This window comes from Haladaptatus sp. QDMS2, from assembly GCF_029338295.1.
Classification (GTDB): Archaea; Halobacteriota; Halobacteria; order Halobacteriales; family Halococcaceae; genus QDMS2.
In genome coordinates this window covers 127,677-147,835 of sequence record NZ_CP119792.1, presented here as the reverse complement: position 1 = coordinate 147,835, position 20,159 = coordinate 127,677, and the positions used below count along the sequence as shown (strand labels likewise).

General features: G+C 62.3%; 16 protein-coding genes and 1 pseudogene. 5 read left to right on the top strand and 12 right to left on the bottom strand.

Going from position 1 to position 20,159, the window contains the following annotated elements:
* Positions 1-57: 57 nt before the first annotated feature.
* From P1M51_RS16735 to P1M51_RS16725, 3 genes are all read left to right on the top strand, one after another.
* Positions 58-210 (top strand): hypothetical protein, encoded by a 153-nt coding sequence (locus P1M51_RS16735; RefSeq protein WP_276248996.1) that lies wholly within the window; start codon positions 58-60, stop codon positions 208-210.
* A gap of 164 nt (positions 211-374) precedes the next feature.
* On the top strand, positions 375-1,769 hold the full coding sequence (locus tag P1M51_RS16730) for an APC family permease (RefSeq protein ID WP_276248997.1): 1,395 nt from the start codon (positions 375-377) through the stop codon (positions 1,767-1,769).
* Between the two features lie 125 nt (positions 1,770-1,894).
* The gene (locus P1M51_RS16725) at positions 1,895-3,322 is read left to right on the top strand and encodes a sodium:solute symporter (RefSeq protein ID WP_276248998.1); all 1,428 of its coding nucleotides are present in this window, start codon (positions 1,895-1,897) and stop codon (positions 3,320-3,322) included.
* A 32-nt stretch (positions 3,323-3,354) separates the two neighbouring features.
* Here P1M51_RS16725 and P1M51_RS16720 read toward each other — a convergent pair whose 3' ends face one another.
* Positions 3,355-4,347, bottom strand: a complete 993-nt coding sequence (locus tag P1M51_RS16720; protein ID WP_276248999.1) for an NrpR regulatory domain-containing protein — start codon at positions 4,345-4,347, stop codon at positions 3,355-3,357.
* Positions 4,348-4,596: 249 nt separating this feature from the next.
* On the opposite strand from P1M51_RS16720, the gene speB reads away from it, so the two are divergent.
* Complete coding sequence (gene speB, locus P1M51_RS16715; protein ID WP_276275177.1) at positions 4,597-5,610, top strand: agmatinase; 1,014 nt, start codon at positions 4,597-4,599, stop codon at positions 5,608-5,610.
* A gap of 3 nt (positions 5,611-5,613) precedes the next feature.
* Here the strand turns inward: speB and nadC are convergent, their stop codons facing one another.
* The 5 genes and pseudogenes from nadC to P1M51_RS16690 all read right to left on the bottom strand — a co-directional run.
* Complete coding sequence (gene nadC, locus P1M51_RS16710; protein ID WP_276275176.1) at positions 5,614-6,432, bottom strand: carboxylating nicotinate-nucleotide diphosphorylase; 819 nt, start codon at positions 6,430-6,432, stop codon at positions 5,614-5,616.
* Positions 6,429-7,928, bottom strand: a complete 1,500-nt coding sequence (locus P1M51_RS16705) for an L-aspartate oxidase (protein WP_276275175.1) — start codon at positions 7,926-7,928, stop codon at positions 6,429-6,431. Before P1M51_RS16705 ends, nadC begins: the two co-directional genes overlap by 4 nt.
* Positions 7,928-9,061 (bottom strand): quinolinate synthase NadA, encoded by a 1,134-nt coding sequence (nadA, locus tag P1M51_RS16700; RefSeq protein WP_276275174.1) that lies wholly within the window; start codon positions 9,059-9,061, stop codon positions 7,928-7,930. Before nadA ends, P1M51_RS16705 begins: the two co-directional genes overlap by 1 nt.
* Before the next feature lie 191 nt (positions 9,062-9,252).
* A complete protein-coding gene (locus tag P1M51_RS16695; protein ID WP_276275173.1) occupies positions 9,253-9,867 on the bottom strand; it encodes a class I SAM-dependent methyltransferase in 615 nt (204 codons plus the stop codon).
* Positions 9,868-10,137: 270 nt separating this feature from the next.
* Positions 10,138-10,569 (bottom strand): annotated as a pseudogene (locus P1M51_RS16690) (helix-turn-helix domain-containing protein); the annotation flags it as partial.
* A 251-nt stretch (positions 10,570-10,820) separates the two neighbouring features.
* On the opposite strand from P1M51_RS16690, the gene P1M51_RS16685 reads away from it, so the two are divergent.
* A complete protein-coding gene (locus tag P1M51_RS16685) occupies positions 10,821-11,555 on the top strand; it encodes a DUF4386 family protein (protein WP_276248491.1) in 735 nt (244 codons plus the stop codon).
* A gap of 40 nt (positions 11,556-11,595) precedes the next feature.
* On the opposite strand, the gene P1M51_RS16680 is transcribed toward P1M51_RS16685, so the two are convergent.
* The 6 genes from P1M51_RS16680 to P1M51_RS16655 are packed head-to-tail and all read right to left on the bottom strand — an operon-like array spanning position 11,596 to position 20,104.
* Positions 11,596-13,434: an IucA/IucC family siderophore biosynthesis protein gene (locus P1M51_RS16680; RefSeq protein ID WP_276248492.1), complete on the bottom strand. Its 1,839-nt coding sequence runs from the start codon at positions 13,432-13,434 to the stop codon at positions 11,596-11,598.
* Complete coding sequence (locus P1M51_RS16675; RefSeq protein WP_276275172.1) at positions 13,431-14,810, bottom strand: lysine N(6)-hydroxylase/L-ornithine N(5)-oxygenase family protein; 1,380 nt, start codon at positions 14,808-14,810, stop codon at positions 13,431-13,433. Before P1M51_RS16675 ends, P1M51_RS16680 begins: the two co-directional genes overlap by 4 nt.
* A complete protein-coding gene (locus tag P1M51_RS16670; protein WP_276275171.1) occupies positions 14,807-15,439 on the bottom strand; it encodes a GNAT family N-acetyltransferase in 633 nt (210 codons plus the stop codon). Before P1M51_RS16670 ends, P1M51_RS16675 begins: the two co-directional genes overlap by 4 nt.
* Positions 15,436-17,250 (bottom strand): IucA/IucC family siderophore biosynthesis protein, encoded by a 1,815-nt coding sequence (locus P1M51_RS16665; protein ID WP_276275170.1) that lies wholly within the window; start codon positions 17,248-17,250, stop codon positions 15,436-15,438. The genes P1M51_RS16670 and P1M51_RS16665 overlap by 4 nt, the downstream gene beginning before the upstream one ends.
* The gene (locus P1M51_RS16660) at positions 17,247-18,734 is read right to left on the bottom strand and encodes an aspartate aminotransferase family protein (protein ID WP_276275169.1); all 1,488 of its coding nucleotides are present in this window, start codon (positions 18,732-18,734) and stop codon (positions 17,247-17,249) included. The genes P1M51_RS16665 and P1M51_RS16660 overlap by 4 nt, the downstream gene beginning before the upstream one ends.
* On the bottom strand, positions 18,731-20,104 hold the full coding sequence (locus tag P1M51_RS16655; protein WP_276275168.1) for a diaminobutyrate--2-oxoglutarate transaminase: 1,374 nt from the start codon (positions 20,102-20,104) through the stop codon (positions 18,731-18,733). The genes P1M51_RS16660 and P1M51_RS16655 overlap by 4 nt, the downstream gene beginning before the upstream one ends.
* Positions 20,105-20,159: the final 55 nt, after the last annotated feature.

Sequence of the window (20,159 nt, the reverse complement as noted above, 5' to 3'; positions counted from 1 at the left end):
TCTGGAACGGGTAGGCGTCGAGGTTGCAGGGAGTGTTAGCGATAATCTGAGGGAACCATGAAGAAGCCCCGACCCTTGTGGTCGGGGTTGTTCACCGACCGGACGGCCGTCTACCGCCTCAACGTCGAATCGTGGAGCGGCAAACAGGGGTGGAAGGACCCAGACCACCCGGGAGCCTACGACCTCGACCAAACGCAAACAGAGCCGTGAATCGACGACCGCTCATCGAGTCGTTTGGAATACAAAAAACTACGGTGCTGATTGGTTTTCAGCTAACCATCACTCTTGGTCACTTAATTTCATCCAATCGGACAGTTATGAGATAGTAAAATATAAAGGTGAGAAATCAGTTTCTGTGTTCGTTACATAGTACCATGTCAGGAGAACTCTCTCGTGTCCTCTCCAGACGCGACATCTTCGTGCTCGCGTTCGGCGCGATGATCGGCTGGGGCTGGATCGTGCAGACGGGCTACTTCATCGACCAGAGCGGTGTCTCCGGAGCAATCGCCGCGTTCGTCCTCGGCGGGTTCATGGTGAGCGTCGTCTCGCTCATCTACGGGGAACTCGCCTCGGCGATGCCGTTCGTCGGCGGTGAACACAGTTACAGCCTCCGGGCGCTCGGGCCAATCGGGTCGTTCGCGTGTACCTGGGCGATAATCTTCGGCTACGTCAGCGTCGTCGCCTTCGAGGCCGTCGCGCTGCCGAGTGCGCTTGCCTACATCGTTCCCGGATTCAACGTCTTCGAGCTCTGGACGGTCGCCGGCCAACCGGTCTACGCCTCGTGGGTTGCCACGGGCGTCATCGGCTCCATCGTCATCACGTTCTTGAACTACCGCGGAGTGCGGCCAGCCGCACAGTTCCAGGCAATTCTCGCACTAGTAATCACGCTCGCCGGAGCCACCCTGCTCGCCGGCGCATTGTTCAACGGAAGTTCCCCATCCGGTGACCCGTTCGCTGGGGCGGGCATCGCAGGCGTGTTCACCGTCGCCATCATGACGCCGTTCATGTTCGTCGGTTTCGACGTCATCCCACAGGCCGCCGGTGAGGCGGACGTGTCACCGAAACTGCTCGGCGGCCTCATCGGCGCATCAGTCATCTGCGCAGCGTCGTTCTACATCGCCGTCATCTGGGCGGCCGGGCAGGTCACCACGGGGGCCGTGCTCGTAGAGAGTGCACTCCCCGCCGCGAAGGCGATGGAAATCGCGTTCAATAGTCAGACCATCGGGCGCATCATGGCGCTGGCTGGCCTCGCAGGCATCCTCACCAGTTGGAACGGGTTCGTCCTCGGTGCGAGCCGCGCGATTTACGCGCTCGCCGACTCGAAGATGCTCCCCGATTCGCTCGCGACGCTCCACCCCCAGCACAACACCCCTTCGACCGCAATCGTCCTCGTGGGTGGCCTCGCCGCACTCGCGCCGTTTTTCGGCGAGCAGATGCTCATCTGGATCGTGAACGCAGGCGGACTCGGACTGGTCACGGCGTGGTTCCTCGTCGTCATCTCCTTCCTCGTTCTGCGCTACCGTGAACCCGAGATGGACCGTCCCTTCGAGCTACCGGGCGGCTACGCCGTTGGCGCACTCGCCCTCGTATTGACCGTGTTCTTCATCGGCCTCTACCTCCCCGGGTCGCCATCCGCGCTCGTGGGATACGAATGGGCCATCATCCTCGCGTGGTGTGTCCTCGGCGCAGGCTTGCTCGCGATGGCCGGTGGACTGCCGTCGAAAAGCGAAGCGCGTCGGCACCTCCGCCAGCAGGAACTCAACGACTAACCGAGAAGCGATTTTTCCCACCACGGTTCGAGGGGCCAGCCGGTCGGTTTTGGAACCCTCGGTGGGATGCGTAATTTTTCATGGTATATACAAGTTTATATAGGAGGTTGTGGCAATACATGACCATGTCAATCGTCGCCATAGACGCCGGGGTCGTTGTGCTCTACCTGCTCGGGATGGTCGCACTCGGGTACTGGGGCTATCGGAAATCGAATACGTTGGACGATTACCTCGTCGCGGGTCGAAACATCCCAATTTGGATGTACGTACCCGTGATGTCGGCGGTCATTCTCGGCGGCGCGTCCACCATCGGCGGCGGCGGGTTGGGCTACCAACACGGCATCTCTGGTGCGTGGCTGGTCGTCATGCTCGGCTTTGGCACCATCGCCCTCGGGCTTTTGATTTCGACCAACCTTGCGAATCTCAGAGCCTACTCGCTCGGCGAGGTTCTCGAACGCCGCTACGACCGGTATTCCGGAACGATTGGCGCGGTCATCGCGGGGGTGTATTCACTCACAATCGCCATCACGCAAACCATCGCCGTCGGAAAGGTGTTCAGCGTCCTCTTCGGATTCGACCAGCAGACGATGATTATCGCCGCTGGCATCATCATCATCCTCTACACCGCCATGGGCGGCATGCTGACTGTGACGATAACCGACTTCGTCCAGTGGTGTATCATGACGGTCGGTATCTTCCTGCTCGCGATTCCGATGGGGCTTTCCTCGGTCGGCGGCGTCGGCGAACTGACTGCAGCACTCGACGCCTCGTACTTCGACCCGACTGCAATCGGCCTCGATACGATTGTCAGCTACTTCCTGCTCTACGTCCTTGGCATCATGATTGGCCAGGACATCTGGCAGCGGGTGTTCACCGCCGACTCGGCCGAAACCGCACGCAAAGGAACGCTCATCGCCGGCACGTACGCCATCGTGTACGGTGTCGCGACGGCGTTCCTCGGACTGCTCGCGGTCGTGTTGCTCCCGAACCTCGGCGACCCGGAACTCGCCTTACCGCGACTCATTCTCGAGATTACGCCAGCGGGCATCTCTGGACTTATCCTTGCTGGATTCGTCTCCGCGATGATGTCTACCGCAGACTCCACGCTGCTCGCTTCGAGCACGCTCTTCACCAACGACATTTACAAACGCTTCATCAATCCAGACGCCAGTGACGAGACCTACACGCGCGTCTCCCGGCTGTTCATCATCGGGCTCGGCGCGGTCATGGTCTTCGCCGCGATTCAAATCGGAAACGTCGTCCAGGCGCTCATTCTCGCCTACGACCTCCTCACGGGCGCAATCTTCATGCCGATATTCGGCGCGTTCCTCTGGTCGCGGGCGACCTGGCAGGGCGCGCTCTCCTCGATTTGCGTGAGCAGCGTCGTCGTGGTCTCTGCGCTCTGGATGTACGGCTTCGGGTCGAATCTCCCGATTATCTACGGCCTCGTCGCAAGTGCGATCGTCTACGTCGGCGTGAGCCTCGTAACTGGACCGCCAGCAGAAGAAAAGCTCAGTCGCTGGATGTCGAACTTGAATCCGTCGTCTGATTAATCAATCCAAACTCCGATTTTTTCGGACAGCCATTATCGCTCCGTCAGAGAAACCCCTGCCGTTTGCAGTGGCTCGAACTCTCGTCTGGGGACGAGCCCGTCGAGCGTTTCCCACTGGCTGACCAGCTCCAACTCGTGGAGGAGCGCAATCGCCAGCTCGCCGATGGCCCCGTAGGTGAGCGAGGCGAACTCCCAGCCAGGATTTTCAAAGGGAATCGGCCCCTGCTCACGCGGGCGACGGACGTCGAGCGCCCCGCCGAGCAGCGTCGTGGTGGTAATCGCGAGGTCGCGCGCTTCTTCGAACCGCGTGATGGGAAATTCCCGGTTGTCCACGATGAGAATGCCCGTATCACGCACCAGTGCGCCCAGCACGTCGGTCCGTCCGGCTTCGATGAGGAGGGTCACCACGTCCATCGTCGAGCCCTCGCCGTTGATGACATCGATGTACCGGACGACTTCTCCCGGCGTCGTCGGTTCCCCGGGGGTCGAGCGATATTCGACGAGGCCCGCCGTTTTCAACGTGGTGTTGATGCCACGCGAGAGCAACACGCCGTCGAGCGTGATGCTCGACGGAAACTGAAATCGTACTCCCTCGTCCACCGCGTCAGTGGCCGTCACCACCGGCCCGAGCGACGAATCGGCGAGGTCATCGAGGACCGAGAGCGCTTCGTCCACCGAGTCGTGAGGAACGACAGCCGACCCGGCGACGACTTCTCCGGCGTCTTCGACGGGGTCGTAAGTTACCTGACTCGTGAGCGTCACAATTTTCTCTCGGATGTGACCGAATCGGCCCGCGATGTTCCCCCGACCGAGTTCCGCCCGGCCAGCGGCAGTCAGCTTGCGCCCTTTCCCCGGAACCTTCTCGGTGAACGCTTTCTCGTCGAGTTCGGAGAGGATGAGTCGAATCGTGCGGCTCTTTATCGAATAGCCGTGGCGATTCATCAAATCGACCAATCGAATGCTGCCAATCGGTTCGTTCTCGCGGATGAGTCGCATCAAATCGTACGTTCGCCGGTCTATATCCATCACGAGTGACCCTTCACGTTGTACCTACCGTGGCGGCTATTTATATCACTTCGTCAGCAGTCGAAAACGCACCGGAGCACACGGCGATGCGCGTAACAGTTTTACCAACGGGGGAGAGAACAGTACACATGGTGGCAATCAATTGCCACCGTCGCGTGGTAAATTCATGCAGGTACCGTCACAGCCATTGAGTGAGGAATCGGCAGTCCAGTACGGCAACCGTCGGGAAACAGGCGAGCGTGACCAGCGATGAGTGGGGAACCCCGAACTCGCGCTGACCAGTTTCGCGAAACCCACCCCGGGTCGTCGGTCGAACTCGCCTACGCCGGAATCAACACCTTCCTGAAAGCCCCCCACCGACCCGTGGACGAACTCGGCGAGGCCGACGTCGGTGTCATCGGTGCGCCCTACGACAGCGCGGTGAGCAACCGACCGGGAACGCGTTACGGCCCGGACGCAATTCGTCGGGCGAGCAACTGGTGGGCGTATCTCTCGGGCTACAAGGGTGGGTTGACCAACATGCAGACCGGCAAGCAAGTGGACTTCAGCGAGTTCTCCGTCGTCGATTGTGGCGACGCACCCATCTTCCCGATGGACGTGGACACGACTGCAGAGAGCATCCGCGCCCACGTCGCGACGATTGCAGACCAGGCGTTTCCCGTCCTCCTCGGCGGTGACCACTACTGTACGTACCCAGCGTTTTGTGGCTTCGCCGAGGGAACCAACGCAGACAGCGTCGGTCTCGTCCAAATCGACGCCCACACTGACACCAACGAGGAGAGTGCCGTCTTCGGCGAGGACTTTCACGGGTCGAGCACCCACCACATCGCGAATTCAGAATACAGCGACTACGAGCACATCAGTCAAATCGCGATTCGGGGTTACGAAGCACCGGAGTTCTTTGAGTTCGTTGAAACGGAGGGCTTGAACCTCTACACGATGCGCGACGTCGAACGAGAGGGCATCACGTCCGTGGTCGAAGAAGCCGTCGCGGCCGCCGCCGAAGACACCGACACGGTGTACGTCACGTTCGACATCGACGGCGTCGACCCGAGCGTCGCACCCGGCACGGGAACGCCCGTCCCCGGCGGGCTCACGACCCAGCAGGCGATTCGCGTGATGGAAATTCTCGGCAGCACGGACGCGGTTGGCGGCATCGACCTGATGGAAGTCGCGCCGAAATACGACCCGACCGAGAACACAGAGCAACTCGCCGCGTACCTCCTGGTCACCTTCCTCGAACGGAAGTTCGCAGAGCTGTAACCCTCAGCCGTTTTCCGCTCCCGTCCGAAACGAGAGGTCGAGACACGGCGCTGAGTGCGTGAGTTGTCCCATGGAGATGATGTCGAGTCCCGTCTGTGCGTATCGTGAGACTTCATCGACGGTGATTCCCCCGCTCGCCTCGACGAGCACGTCGTCGGGGAGCGTGGTGACTACGGGTTCGATTTGCGCGGGTGCCATGTTGTCGAACAGGACGATGTCGGCTCCCGCCTCCGCCGCAACCCGCGCATCCGCAGGTCGTTCGACCTCGACTTCGAGTTTAGTGGCGAAGGACACTCGCTCGCGGAAGTGCGCGATCGCCTCGCGCAAGCCCAACTCCGCGACGTGATTGTCCTTTACCATCACCATGTGCGAGAGGTCGAGGCGGTGGGTATCGCCCCCGCCAGCGACCACGGCACGCTTCTCTACGCCTCTGAGTCCGGGCGTCGTCTTTCGAGTCGCCGCGATTCGGACGTGGTCGCTCACCTCGCGAGCGGCATCCACCGCATCCCGCGTCAGCGTCGCGATACCGGCGGCATGACCGACGAGATTCACGGCGACCCGTTCGCCTCGGAGCACGTCACGAGTCTGGCCGGAGACCTGCAACACAACGTCACCGGCCTCGATGCGGTCGCCGACCGCAGCCGTGGGTTCGACGCCGACGCCGAGATACTCGAAGACGGCGGTCGCAGCTTCGATACCAGCGACGACGCCAGCTTCTTTGGCGACGAGCCGACCGGTCGTTTCGCCGGGAATCTGGTTGGTTACGTCGTGTTGGCCGAGGTCCTCTGTGAGCCACCGTTCGACCGTGCTCGTCTGAATCATCGGCTGGCAGGCACCTCACATTCCGGCTCCTCCGAGACCACAAAGTGTGTTCCCACAGACTCGCGGTTCTCGCTGGCTGCCCGAGCGATGAGCAGTGCTGTTATCGCCGCGTTCCGCAGTTCGTACAGCGACCGGGAGGTGCGGGTTCGCGTGTAAGCGTCCACTTCACCTTTCAATCGCCGAAGCACCGCCACGGCCCAATCGAGGTCGGCGTGCGTGCGTTCCAACCCGAGCAATTCGTCCATCACCCGGCGCAATCTGTCGAACTTGGCCTGGACGAACGCCGTCGGCAACGCGGGGTCGCGGTCAGGTCGTGACGGAGTCTCGATGACCTGTGGCGACCCCCCTGCGGCGTCCTCACCCGCCCGTAACCCCCACACGAGTCCTTCGAGAAGGCTCGTACTCGCGAGTCGGTTCGCGCCGTGGACGCCCGTTCGACTGCACTCGCCCACCGCGTACAGATTGTCGAGCGTGGTTCTACCGCGGTCGTCCACGGAAATCCCTCCACAGAGAAAGTGTTCGGCCGGGGCGACCGGAATCCCATCTGTCCAGTCCACCGCTCGCTGCCGACACCGAGCGGCGAGATTCGGAAACGTCTCTCCGAAGTCGAGCGGGGAAACGTCGAGCCAGACGTCGCCAGTTCGTTCGCGTTCGCGGTCCACCGCCCGCGCGACGACATCTCTGGGAGCGAGTTCTGCGTCCTCGTGGACAGCGGGCATGAATCGTTCACCGTCGCCGTTTCTGAGCAGTGCGCCCTCACCTCGGAGGGCTTCACTCAAGAGGAACGGATTTGCTCCGCAGTACACTGTGGGGTGAAACTGGACGTACTCCATGTCGGTGACGGCAGCGCCCGCGAGCGCCGCCATGGCGATGCTGTCGCCGGTCGCACCAGCCGGGTTCGTCGTTTGCGAGTAGAGTGCCCCGATGCCTCCCGTGGCGAGAATCGTTGCGCCGGCGAAGGTGGGGGTTACCTCGCCACCGGATTCGAGTAGCGCACCGAAAACACGTCCCTCGTCCCAGCACAGGTCGAGCGCCGCAGTGTCGGTGTCGATAGTCACCGCGTCGTGGTCGGCGAGGTGATTCAAGAGGGGGACGTGGAGGTGCTTTCCGGTCGATGCATCGACGTGGAGGATGCGGTCGTTCGAGTGAGCCGCCTCTCGCGTGAAGTCGAATCTGCTGCCGTCGGTGTCGAATTCGATCCCGAGCGTCTCGAGGAACACGTCGCGAACCGCGTCGTTTGCGTTCTCGACGAGGACCGAAATCGCATCGCTGTCGGCTGTGCCGCCCGCTGCTTGCTGGATGTCCGCCGCGAAACCTCCGGGGTCGTCCCGGGCGACGGCGATGCCCCCTTGTGCCCACCAGGTCGATGCGTCCGCAGGCTCGGTGGCTTTCGTCGCGATGGTTACCGAGGCCCCGCGACGGGCAGCACCGAGGGCCGCCGACAGTCCCGCGATGCCCGAGCCGACGACGAGCACGTCGGTCGTGTGTGGTGCCATCAATTGACCTCCAGCATCCGGTCGAGCGCGAGTTTCGCGAGTTCCTTCTCCGCGGCAGCTACCTCGATGACGTTTCGCTCGCGGCCGGCGACGAGTTCCTCGAGCACCCAGCAGAGGTAGTTCGGGTCTATCTGCCGCATGGCGTTACAGTCCATGCACGCGTCTCCACAGAGCGGGAGGACGTTCACTTCAGGGTGCCACCGCTGGAGGTGGTTCGTGAGATGGATTTCAGTGCCGATAGCCCAGGTGTCGCCCGGGGCGGCCCCCTCGATCGTTCGACAGATGTCCGCCGTACTCCCAGCCTTGTCTGCGGCTTCGACGACCGCTCGCCGACACTCCGGGTGAACGATGACGCGTGCGTCGGGATGCGTTTCATGGATCTGTTCGATGTGCTCGACACGAAAGCGGTCGTGTACCTGGCAGTAGCCGTTCCACAGGATGATGTCGTGATCGACAGCCTTGCTCGCATCCTTCGAGGCAGGGTCCCAGGGGTCCCACTCGACGGTATCCGCTGCCATCCCGAGCCGGTGGGCGGTATTCTCGCCGAGGTGCTTGTCCGGGAGGAACAGCACCTTATCGCCGCGTTCGAGCGCCCATTCGAACGCTCGGTGTGCGTTCGACGACGTACAGACGAGACCGCCCTGCTCGGCACAGAACGCCTTCAGGTCCGCGTAGGAATTCATGTACGTAATCGGGACGATATCGGCGTTGGTTGCGGCCGTAATCTGGGCCCACGCAGCATCTACCTGCAAGGCTTCTGCCATCCCCGCCATGGGGCAGGATGCCTCCATACTCGGGAGGAGTACCGTCTGGTCGTCGCCAGTGAGAATGTCTGCGGACTCAGCCATGAATGTGACCCCGCAAAACACGACATAGGGCGCGTCCGCCGCGGCGGCTTGCTTGCTCAACTGGTAGGAATCACCGATGAAGTCTGCGTGCTCGACGATTTCTCGTTGCTGATAGTTGTGGCCGAGGATAACGAGGTCGTCACCGAGTTCGGCTTTGGCCCGCTCGATACGGGCAGTGCGCGCTTCCTCGTCGAGGGTTCGGTAGTCCGGGGGGAGTTGCTCCAAGTTGTCGTACTTGAAGAGGCTCAGGTCGGTTTCGAAGGTCGTCGTTTCCATCTGTGGCATGGTTACTTGCGTTTCAACCCAACACAGCCAGGTATTGATAGAATTTTCTCTTCAAACAAGAATATCAGAGAGATATTGGCGATTAATACTACTGATAGATACGTCGATAGGTGACGAAAACGGCTCTAAGAACAGCATCAGTGAACGGTTCACGTGAATGAACAGACGGGTCGGGACATCCAACCGAACGCTCACCGGCGTCTGACCCCGACGAAGTAGGCGGGATTCTTGCTCCACCGGCGTTCGAGGACCGTCTCGTAGGAGAACACGACCTCCCAATCGTCGATTGCGCTAAATCGCGAGCGCATTTCTTCCGGTGTAATACCGTAGGTTGATTCTGGGTCGTCTCTCGCATCGCCCAGCACGCAGTAGAGTCCACCCGGTTTGACGACGCTGTCGAGACCGGTGATAAACCGGTCGCGCTCTGCATCCCCGAGCTGGTGGAACATCGCCGAATCCACCACCGTTAGGAAGGAGTACCCACTCGCACCCAACCGGGGCAAATCCAGCGCATCCCAGACGAGAAAACGGGCGGCAATTCGACGCCAGCGAGCCTTCTCCCGGGCCTGTTTCACCGCAAGCTCTGAGAGGTCGATGCCCAGCACGTCGTGGCCCTGCCGAGCGAGGTAGAGCGCCAACTCGCCTGTCCCACACCCCACATCGAGCACCGGACCACGCACGAGGCCGGCGTCTTCGAGCAAGACGAACGCCCGCTGTGGGCGTCCGATATCCCAGTTTGGCACCCCTGCATACGCCGAATCGTAGACGTTTGCGAGCGGGTGGCGGGAGGCCCGCGACGTCGCCATTAGCCCCTCCGACTAAACGCGAGATTCATGCGTATCAGTACGCCTGCTAGTGTCGTAGCCCTTCGCTTGCGGCTCGTCCTCGATTTCCTCACCGATTCTGTCCCACAACTGATGGGGGTGCCATGGTGGAGACACCTGCTAATGGCGAACCGTCGGCATCACCGTTCATAAAAAAGCACTCAATTTCTGACAAAGTCGAACGAGGCCGAATCACTCAGGAGCAACCCAGCCACCTGCGCCCTCACTCCCCTTCGAACCACCCGCCTGCGTTCGAGGTCGATACTCCAATCCAGCCTCTTTCATCAAGCGCCGACAACTTGGACGAGAGTACTCCACCTCGAAGGTATCTAGCAGGAACTCACGGACGAGAGCGGGCGTCCAGGACTTCTCCTCGTACCCGACGTCCACGGGCGACTCGTGAAGCGCCGCTTCGAACGCTGCCTGTTCGTCTGCGGAGAGTTTTCGCGGGCGTCCGGGTCGGTGTTCGTCGTAGACGGCCTGTTCGAGGGGCTGGTTTTCGAGACGGGTGAGCCAGCTGTAGATGGTGCGTCGCTCGACGCCATACCACTCGGCGAGTTCGGTCTGCGTGATGCCGTTTTTGTACGCAATCGCGGCGAGGAGGCGTTGAGTTGGTTTCTTCCCCTCGACGGCGTCCAGCGCGTTTTGCAGGTCCTCGACCGAGATGTCCGTGAGGTGCTTCATCTGAGTCGAGTTACTCGTGTGGGTAAATAGTTTTATCGGGCTCGGTGAGCAATCGGTGCCAAGATTCGGTCAGCACTGGGGAATTTCACTCCGCTTCGAGCTTCGCCGAGTGAGTGGTTCGGAATTGTGACACCCGGAACGCTGTTCGAACGTCGGACCACACCGCAGAGCCGGGTTTGCGGGCCAAAATCCCCCGCTTCGACTGAGTTAAGCTATCTCCGGTCGCCAGAGGACACCTGGAGGGGAGGAACGTGGCAACAGAAGTCAGCGAAATCTCACCGGCGACAGAAGGGGAACCGATTCGATACAGTTTGCAGCGCGCGGGCGGCATCGCCGCGTTAGTCGACGCGGCAACGTTCGTGGTGGGGTTTGCCCTCTTCTTCACGCTCATCGCCGCATCGAACTACGGGTCACTGACCGACCCGAGCGCGTCCGTCGAGTTTCTGGTCGCGAACCAACTCACGATGTACGTCTGGAACCTGACTATCTACATCGTGTTCGGAATTGCACTGGTCGTCCTGGCGCTCGCGCTGTACGCTCGGCTGAGAGACGGTGCACCCGCGCTTTCTCAGGTTGCGACCGCCTTCGGACTCATCTGGGCCGGGCTGGTCATTGCGAGCGGGATGGTCGCGAACGTCGGCATCGGCGCTGTCGTCGAACTCGCCGGGCAGAACGCGGCCCAGGCTGAAACGACGTGGCTCGCCCTGCAAGCCGTGGAGAACGGTCTCGGGGGAGGCAACGAAATTGCCGGCGGCGTCTGGGTGCTGTTGGTCAGTCTGGCCGCACTCCGAGCGGGCGAACTTTCCCAGGGGCTCAACTACCTCGGCGCACTCATCGGCGTCTCGGGTCTACTGACGGTCGTTCCGGGACTCGAAGTCCTCGGCGCGGTGTTCGGCCTCGGCCTCATCGTCTGGTTCGTCTGGGTGGGCGTGGTCATGCTGCGGGCCCAGGAGCCGACCCTGCGCGTTCGACCGACTGGGATGTGAACCGGACCTCGTTTTACGAACGGAAGGTGGCCACCCGCCCTCAGTCGTCTGTGGACGTGGTGGGTGTGGGGTCGTTGAGCGTCACGTCCGCGACGTCGTGGAGCGGGTTGCTGACCGTTCCGTGTTCCGAGGCGTGGGGCCGTCCCGGCGCGTCGTCGTAGCCGTACTCGAAGATGCGATTGCGATTGAGACAGAGCTTCGTGTATTCCGGTTGCAGGAGGTCGAACAGGTCGAAACGAGATTCGAGTTCGGGGTGTGCAGCCTGATAGTCGAGAATCGCGCTTCGGGCGTGTGCCCAAAAGCGTTCCTCGGGATAGGCCTCGTGTTCTTCGAGAACGTCTGCGACGTACCGGAAGACGCAGACGAACAGTCCCGAGAAGATGAACTGGCACAGTCCCTCCGGCGGCTCTTTTCGGAGAATCTCGTGGAGGTCATCGGGCAGGGCGTCGAGTTCGGGCAGTGGCTGGTCGCTCACGTTCACGTCGTCCACGAAATCCTTGACGGCAAGTCGGGTGGGGACGCCGTCCTCGACGACGAGAATCGTGTTCTGGCCGTGCGGGGAGAAGACCGTCCCGTAGCGGTAGAGGAAGTGAAGCAACGGTGGCAGAATCGTCTCCATGAATTCCGCCAACCACTCGTCGAGCGAGAGGTCGGACTGGTCTACCAACCGTGAGATGGAGGACACCCCGTCGCCGTCGACGTGCATCAGCGCAGAGAGCGTGATAGCCTCCTCGCCGTCGTCGAGGAACGTGTAAATCGACTCGCGCCAGACGGCCCCGAGCAGTTCGTGGTACTGGTAGGGCGACCCGTTGATGTCGGTGAAGTCCCCGTGGTCGTAGTTGATGCCGGCTATCTCACCCGGAAGAATCAATCCCTGCTCCTGTAAGAACTCGTCGCGTTCGTAGATGTCTTTCACGTACTCGGTTACCGTCGGCGCGAGTTCCGTCCGCTCGCCCGGAAGTCCCCGCCAGACGAGCGTGTTGAGGATGCGCATCGGAACCTTCACGTGGTGTTTCTCGCTGTCGTCTACGTTGACGAACGTTCGAACCGACTGCTGGGGCAGGTATTCATCCGGCCCCTCACCGAGTGGAACGATATCGTTCGCAGCGATGTCGTCTGCGAACAGCGGGACGATGCTGTGGTCCCACTGCCAATCGTGGACGGGGACGAAGTAGAAGTCATCCGGGTCGAGACCACGGGAATCGAGGCGTTCGCAGAACAGGTCGTAATGGCTTCCGAGTTCGTTCTGAACGAGAGAGTCGTGGTCGACGGTTTCAGTTCCGACGAACGTCGCGCGGTCTTTTCGAACGGCGAGCCACGAGAGGATTACAGGCTGTTTGCGCTCTGGAGCGTACGCCCGGTACGCGTCGTAACCCCACCCGAGGCGACCCTTGTTGTAGGTAATCCACGGGTGGCCCGCCATCTCGCCTTCGAGGTGTGCGTAATCGAGTTCGAGCAGGTTTTTCTCCGTCTCATCACGCTTTCGCGCCTCGATGTGGGCGTCGGCGAGCAGCGTGCGTTTGTATTCGCGGACGAGATTTCCTTCGGTGAGTCCCGCTAAGTCACTGGCCGACCCAAGGTCGCGCAAGAATCGGAGTGGGTCGGTGAAGGCGGTCCATTCGTCGTCAATACGGCGCTCGACTGTCTCCTCGTAGACGTGCAAACTGTCCATCAAGCGTGGAGCCGCCTCGAAGCGATACGCTGCCTCGCCGAAGCTGAAGCGATAGACTGCACGGTCGCCGCGCGCGTCCACCTTTCGGGGTTCGATGATCTCCTCGTAGGTGAATTCTGCGAGCATCTTCGCAAGCAGTCGGCGTTCGACCGTCTGCCAGATGTCTGGGGTCAGTGCGTTCTGTCGCGTCGTGTCGTGTGGATTCATGAGTCGTCGTTCTGGGTGTGTGTTGGAATTGGTTCACGTCCGCCGGTACGGGACGCGCCCGGTGCGTGTTCGCAAAACTGTTCGAGCGAGAAATCCTGGAAGACAGTGTTCGTATCCTCGGGATACACCTGCTCGCCAACGAGTCGGTTGACGAACTTCGTGTTGTGATAGCAGCCGAGACCGAGGTCCGGCACGCCGACACCGTGGGTGTGAACGCTTGCGTTCTGGAGGAACACCTCGCCGGGAACGTCGATGTCGAGGCGGTGGTCTGGGGTCACCTCGTAGCGCCCCTGTTCGTCCCACGCGATGGCGTCGGCGAGCGGGGCGAGGAAGTCGGGAACCTGCCGTTCGTACCCTGTCCCGAGGACGACCACGTCGCTTTCGTGGACGAACGTCTCGTCGGCCTGCCACTGGCGACAGTCGAGCGCGTAGGCGTCGCCCACGGGTTCGATGTCGCAGACCGCCGTCATCGCGAAGAGGCCGACGTCGGGCCGGTCGCCGCCGATGGAGCGCCGATAGAGCAGGTCGTAGATTTCGGCGCTCGTTCCCGGGTCGATGCCCTTGTAGAGCAGGTCCTGATTCGGAATGAGTTCGTCTTTGGTCGCCTGTGGCAGGTCGTAGACGTACTGTTCGTACTCGGGCGAGAAGTGCTGGAGGCCGAGTTTCGAGTACTCCATCGGGAAGAAACCGGCCGAACGGGTGAGCCAATCGAGTCGGTAGTCGTTCGCCACCTGCCGTTCGAGGAGGTCTTGAAACACCTCGGCTGCGCTCTGTCCCGACCCGACGACGGTGACGGAGTCCGCCTGGAGCACGCGCTCGCGGTTGTGGCGATACCGCGCCGTGTGGAACACGTCCGTCTCGGGGTGCCCCTGCAGGTGGTCCGGAATCTGCGGACCGCTCCCGATACCGAGTGCGAGATGCCTGCTTCGATAGACGAACCGCTCGCCAGTGGCCGGGTGGCATGCCACAACTTCGAAGCACTCGCATTTCTCGTCCCACTCGACGGTGGTCACTTCGCGGTCGAACCGACAGGAAGCGAGCGAGTCGACGACCCACCGGAGGTAGTCGTTGTACTCTCGACGAGGCGTCTGGAACGTCTCGTAGAAGTAAAACTCGTAAATTCGACCCGTCTCCCGCAGGTAGTTGAGGTAGCTGTGTGGATTCGTGGGGTCTGCGAGCGTCACGAGGTCGGCGAGGAAGGGCACTTCGAGGGTCGTCCCTTCGAGGAGCATCCCCTCGTGCCAGTTGAACTCGGGTTCGCGTTCCAGGAACACCGCGTCCACGTCGGCGGAAGCCCCGTCGAGCAGGGCGGCGAGACCGAGGTTGAACGGGCCAAGGCCGACCCCGACCACGTCGTGAACCTGCTGGTCTGTCACGCCCGATCACCTTCCGCGAACGAGACGGGGGCCTCGGCGAGTACGGTCGATTCGAACCGCTCGCGCTCACAGACCATGAGGAGCGCCTCCTTTTCGGCCTCCGCGAAGTGGAACTCCTCACGCGGTTCGAAGCCGCACGCCTCGAAGACGTGGATGACGCGGTCGTTTCGAACGTCCGGTTCGGCGACGACGCGGTCTGTCTCTGCGTGGCGAAACTGCATGGCGACGACTGCTCGCAGCAGCGAAAGCGAATAGCCCTTCCCGAGGTACTCTTCGGGGCCGATGAGCAGGTGGACGCCCTGGTCTGTGGGGGCTGCGTCGTAGTGGTTCGTCAGGTCGTCGTCGGCCGCCCAGTAGCACTCCCAGTAACTCATCGGAACGTGGTCGAGACACCCGATGTAGGGGGTGAGGTGGGAGTCGTCGAGTTTCTCCGCGAGGCGGTCTCGAAACGCCGCGAGCGGCAGGTCGAGTTGCCAGTAGGGTTTGACGTGGTCGCGTCCGAGCCAGGCGTGCAGACGATGCAAGTCTCGGGCGAGCGTCACCGGGCGGAGCGAAATTGTCCGGTCGATGCCCGCGTCGAACGTCTGGAAGTCGTACGGTGAATCGTCGAGTTTGGATTGTCGAATCATGGGTCGAGGTCGGTGACGAGCGGGTTTTTCACGTCGGTGTAGACGGACTGATTCTCGAGGTCGTTCTCCAGTTCGTCCCACCCGCGGAAGGTGGTCAGCAAGTTCGCCTTGCAGGGGACGGTCGGCGAGTCGAGCAGCGGGTCGAGAAACGCGGAACTGGCCCGGTCGTAGCGTTCTCGGGCGCGTTCGAGTTCCTCACGCAAAAGCGCCAACAGCGGCTGTTCGTCGATAAATCCAGTACAGCCGAAGGCGTTCACCACGTCGAAGGTGTTGTTCAAGATGACGTAGTAGCGGAGTCGCTCGTCCGCGATGGCATCCGCGCAGATGGTGTCTGCGCGCTCGCCGACGCCCGGCAGGTACGACGCAACTTCAGAGTACTTCGATTCGGGGAAGTAGAATCCCTGGTTGTCTCGGTAGCGAAATTCGCTCGGATAGCCCGCGTCGTCGAGCGTGAGCACCGAGTTTTGCTGGTGGGCTTCGACGCCGACGCCCTGCACGAGGTAGAGCCACAACACGGGACGAATGGCGACTTCGAGGTATCGCTGAAACCAGTCTTCACACACGGCCGCTCGTGGCCGGCCCTCACGCTCTGCGATTGCTGCGACGAGGCGTCCGAGCCGCGAGTGGCCACTGATGGCGTCCTGACAGAGCGCCACAACCGGAGTGGACTGCGCTGCAAATTCGCCGCGGAAGGGGTTCTCCCGGAGGACGGTTTCGAGACCCGTTTCCCGACCATCTCGAACGTCGAGAGCGAGGAACGCGGGGTCGCGGACGATATCGAACTTCGGGAATTCCCGCGCGAGTTCGTCGCCAAACGCGGTGTCGAGGAGTTCTGCGAGGGCAACGCCGCGTTCGAGTTCCGGCCGCTTGTTCGCTCGAACAGAGTTGGTTATCTTCACGTTCAACGAGGATTTCACCATGAACGGCGCGTCGGGACTGTAGAGCGTCCGGACCGACGTCGTGGGGTAGAACTCCCGACCCACGGGGCCGAGGTGGGAGAGTCCGTCTCCGAGATGTCGCTGGACGTGTGGCTGGTCGAGGAGGTAGCGCGCCTGCCACGGATGGACGGGCAGGAGCACGTCGTCATGCTCGACGTGTGCTTCGAGGAATGATTCGGAAACCGATGAATCGTCACGAAGCGAGTCTTTTACCCACGTCTCTGCAGCCGTGTCGAGTGCGGAATCCGACCAGACGAGCGCGGGGTCCGCCCGGAAGTAGTGGAGTCTGAGCGACCCCCGAAGTTCCGGCGCGTACGACTCACGATTTCTCGCGGTGATTCCCTGCCGACTCTTCGGCGTCGGGTGGCGATGGTGTCCGAACACGAGCGACTGCTCTGCGTCGCGAAACGAGACGTGCTCGCCCGTGTGCCGTGCTTCGTCGTCAGCCCGTGCTTCGACGAACAACGCCACGTTCCGCTTGCTCCTGAGGACGCGTTCGAGCAGTTCGTCGGGGACCGCCTCGCCGTCACGCGAAAGCGCGAGGTCCTTTACCACGAGCGCGGCGAGCGTCGTCGCATCGGCAGGATGGACCGCCCCGTCAGTAAATCGGTAGTGAACCGGCGTCTCGAACAGGTGACGCTCGGTAGGCGAGCGGTGGGCGAGTGGCGCGAGCAGGTCGATACCCTGTGCTGACAGCCGTTTTCTGACGAGTCCAGCTTTCCCGGGTTCGACGCCGGCAACGGGACGGGTGAGCACGTCGTAGCCGCCGGTTTCCCGCAGGTAGCAGTTGAGAAAAGCGTGAACTGTCGCCTCGTCTGCTCGCGTCTCGGGGTCGATAGCAGACCCCTGACGGGGTGGGGATTCGAGGCTCATGCGAGCGCCCCCTGTTCTGCGGCGACGCGCTGTCCACACTCGCGGATGGCGTCGAGCATTCCGGCGACATCCGCCGTCGTGGCCGTCGGGTTCAACAGCGTGAATTTCAGGCTGGTGACGCCATCGACTTCAGTGCGGGCGGCGATGGCTCGACCGTCCGCGAGCAAACGCTCCCGCACGGCAGCGTTCAGCCGACTCACCATGTCGTCCGACATGCCCGCATCGGGTTGGTAGCGAAAGACGACGGCGTTGAGCGTCGGGTCACAGATCAGTTCGAAATCCGGTGCTCTCTCGATGAGCGACGCCGCTTCGTCGGCCAGCGCGAGCGTGTCTTCGACCAGTTTGGCGATGCCCGACCGGCCGAGGGCACGGAACGTGAGGTACGGTTTGAGCGCGTCGAATCGGCGGGTCGTCTGCACCGATTTCGCGACGAGATTGGGGACGCCCGCCGCGTCGTGTGCTTCTGGATTGAGGTAGGCGGCGTTTCGCGCCATCCACTCGAACTCCCCGCCGTCGCGGAGCAACAGCGCGCCGCAGCTGATTGGCTGGTAGAACAACTTGTGGAAATCGACCGCCACAGAGTCCGCACGTTCGATTCCGGCGAGCAGCGATGCGTAGTCGTCAGAGAACGCGAGCGCCCCGCCGTAGGCAGCGTCCACGTGGAACCACAGGTCGTGGACAGTCGCCCGGTCTGCGAGGGCTGAGAGCGGGTCGATGCTGCCGAAATCGGTGGTTCCCGCCGTGCCGACGAGCGCGAACGGTTCGGCGTCGCTCGTCTCCAGATCCGCGAGCACGGCATCGAGGGCAGCTAGGTCGATGCGACGGTTCTCGTCAGTCGCGACAGTCACGACGGCGTCCTCCCCGAGGCCGAGGTGGTGGGCTGCCTGTTTGGCGGTGAAATGGGCCCCATCCGAGCACAGGATGCGGAGCGAATCGGCTTCTGCGGGAAGTCCCGTTGCCTGCACGGTCTGGCCGAAGGTTCGACTGCAATAGCGGTCGCGGGCGAGCAGCAGCGCCTGGAAGTTCGACTGGGTTCCACCGCTCGTGAACACCCCATCCGCGCTGGCGGGTAAGTCGAATTCGCCACTGAGTGCGTCGACCACGCGCTGTTCGAGCACCGTCGCAGCCGGAGCCTGGTCGAACGAATCGAGCGACTGGTTCGTCGCAGCAACCATGACTTCGGCGGCGAGTCCCGAGATCAGCGGTGGACACTGCAAGTGGGCAGCGCATCGGGGATTAGACGGGTCAACCGAGTGTTCAAGAACCGACTCGGCAACGATGTCGATGGCCGCTTCGAGCCCACTTCCTGTTTCGGGGATGACCGGGCCTGCGAACAGTTCTGCGAGTTCGTCCGGCGATTGTCCCGAGTACGGCTTCTGGTCGTCGCCCACACACTCGATGACGGCTTCCGTCGCGCGCCGCATCGCCTTCCGGTAGGTTTCCGCGCCTGCCCCGGTCCCGAGGAACAGGTCGTCTGCGCTCATGCGGCTGCCTCCTCGGGTGTCGGGTTCTCGTTTACGACCGCTTCCACGGCTTCCTCGAAGATGGCTGCGATGTCGTCAACCTGCTGGCGAGTCACGACCAGCGGTGGAAGGAATCGCGCGGTGGCGCTCTCCCGCCCGCCGAGTTCGACGATGAGGCCGCGCTCGAAGCACTCGGCGCGGACGGCCGCGGCAACGTCACCGTCTGGAGCGTGCGGTCCCGCACCCGTCCACGTCGCGTCGCGGTCGACGAACTCGACGCCGAGCATGAGCCCCCGCCCGCGAACGTCGCCGATTTCCTGGAAACGTTCGGCGGTCGTTTCGAGTTGGCCAGCGAGTCGTGCGCCGAGCGTCTCGGCGCGGGTAGCGAGGTCGTGTTCGAGGACGTAGTCGATGGTCGCCTCACCCGCCGCCATCGCGAGTTGGTTGCCGCGGAACGTACCGGCGTGCGCGCCGGGTTCCCAGACGTCGAGCGACTCGTCGTAAACGACCACGGCAAGGGGGAGACCGCCGCCGATAGCTTTCGAGAGCGTCACCACGTCGGGGGTGATGTCGGCGTGTTCGAAGGCGTAGGTCGCACCCGTCCGCCCGAGGCCGGTCTGAATCTCGTCGACGATGAGCGGAACGTCCCGTTCGCGGGTGATGCGACGCATTTCGTGGAGCCACCCGTCCGGTGCGGGAATCGAACCGCCTTCACCTTGCACGGGTTCGAGGATCATGCCTGCGGGGTCCGTGATGCCGCTTTCTGGGTTTGAAAGAAGGTTCTCGACGTACGTACTCGCAAGTCGGTGGCCTGCTTCTCCGCCAACCCCGAACGGACAGCGGAAGTCGGCAGGGTACGGGAGGTGGTGGACGCCTGCCATCAGGCCTGAGATTGGCGTTTTGGCGTCCGTGTTGCCCATCAACGAAAGCGCACCGTTCGTCATCCCGTGGTACCCCCCCTGGAAGGCGAGGATGCTACGATTCCCCGTCGCCGTCTTCACGAGTTTGAGCGCCGCTTCGACGGCGTCGGTTCCCGCCGGGCTACAGAACTGAACTTTCGCCCGACTGGCGAACTCGTCGGGCAGACTCTCGAACAACGAATCGACGAATCGCTCTTTGGTCGGCGTCGAGATGTCGAGGGTGTGAAGCGGGCGGTCCGCGGCGAGGACGCGCTCGATGGCTTCCCTGACCCTCGGGTGATTGTGGCCGAGTGCGAGCGTTCCAGCCCCGGCGAGGCAGTCGTAGTACTCGTTCCCGTCCATGTCGGTCACGGTGACGCCCTGCGCCTCGCGGATGGCGAGTGGTAAGTGGCGAGGATACGTCCGGGCGTTTGACTCGCGAGCGGCCTGCTGGGCGAGGATACGCCCGTTTTCACACCCGCGATAACTCACGCGTCTGCCCTCCAGATGCAGGTCGGTTCAGCTGTGTGACGCATTTTATTTCGTC

Coding starts and splice junctions, on each gene's coding strand:
- P1M51_RS16735 (WP_276248996.1), top strand. CDS start 58: ATGAAGAAGCCCCGACCCTTGTGGTCGGGGTTGTTCACCGACCGGACG.
- P1M51_RS16730 (WP_276248997.1), top strand. CDS start 375: ATGTCAGGAGAACTCTCTCGTGTCCTCTCCAGACGCGACATCTTCGTG.
- P1M51_RS16725 (WP_276248998.1), top strand. CDS start 1,895: ATGTCAATCGTCGCCATAGACGCCGGGGTCGTTGTGCTCTACCTGCTC.
- P1M51_RS16720 (WP_276248999.1), bottom strand. CDS start 4,347: ATGGATATAGACCGGCGAACGTACGATTTGATGCGACTCATCCGCGAG.
- speB (WP_276275177.1), top strand. CDS start 4,597: ATGAGTGGGGAACCCCGAACTCGCGCTGACCAGTTTCGCGAAACCCAC.
- nadC (WP_276275176.1), bottom strand. CDS start 6,432: ATGATTCAGACGAGCACGGTCGAACGGTGGCTCACAGAGGACCTCGGC.
- P1M51_RS16705 (WP_276275175.1), bottom strand. CDS start 7,928: ATGGCACCACACACGACCGACGTGCTCGTCGTCGGCTCGGGCATCGCG.
- nadA (WP_276275174.1), bottom strand. CDS start 9,061: ATGCCACAGATGGAAACGACGACCTTCGAAACCGACCTGAGCCTCTTC.
- P1M51_RS16695 (WP_276275173.1), bottom strand. CDS start 9,867: ATGGCGACGTCGCGGGCCTCCCGCCACCCGCTCGCAAACGTCTACGAT.
- P1M51_RS16680 (WP_276248492.1), bottom strand. CDS start 13,434: ATGAATCCACACGACACGACGCGACAGAACGCACTGACCCCAGACATC.
- P1M51_RS16670 (WP_276275171.1), bottom strand. CDS start 15,439: ATGATTCGACAATCCAAACTCGACGATTCACCGTACGACTTCCAGACG.
- P1M51_RS16665 (WP_276275170.1), bottom strand. CDS start 17,250: ATGAGCCTCGAATCCCCACCCCGTCAGGGGTCTGCTATCGACCCCGAG.
- P1M51_RS16660 (WP_276275169.1), bottom strand. CDS start 18,734: ATGAGCGCAGACGACCTGTTCCTCGGGACCGGGGCAGGCGCGGAAACC.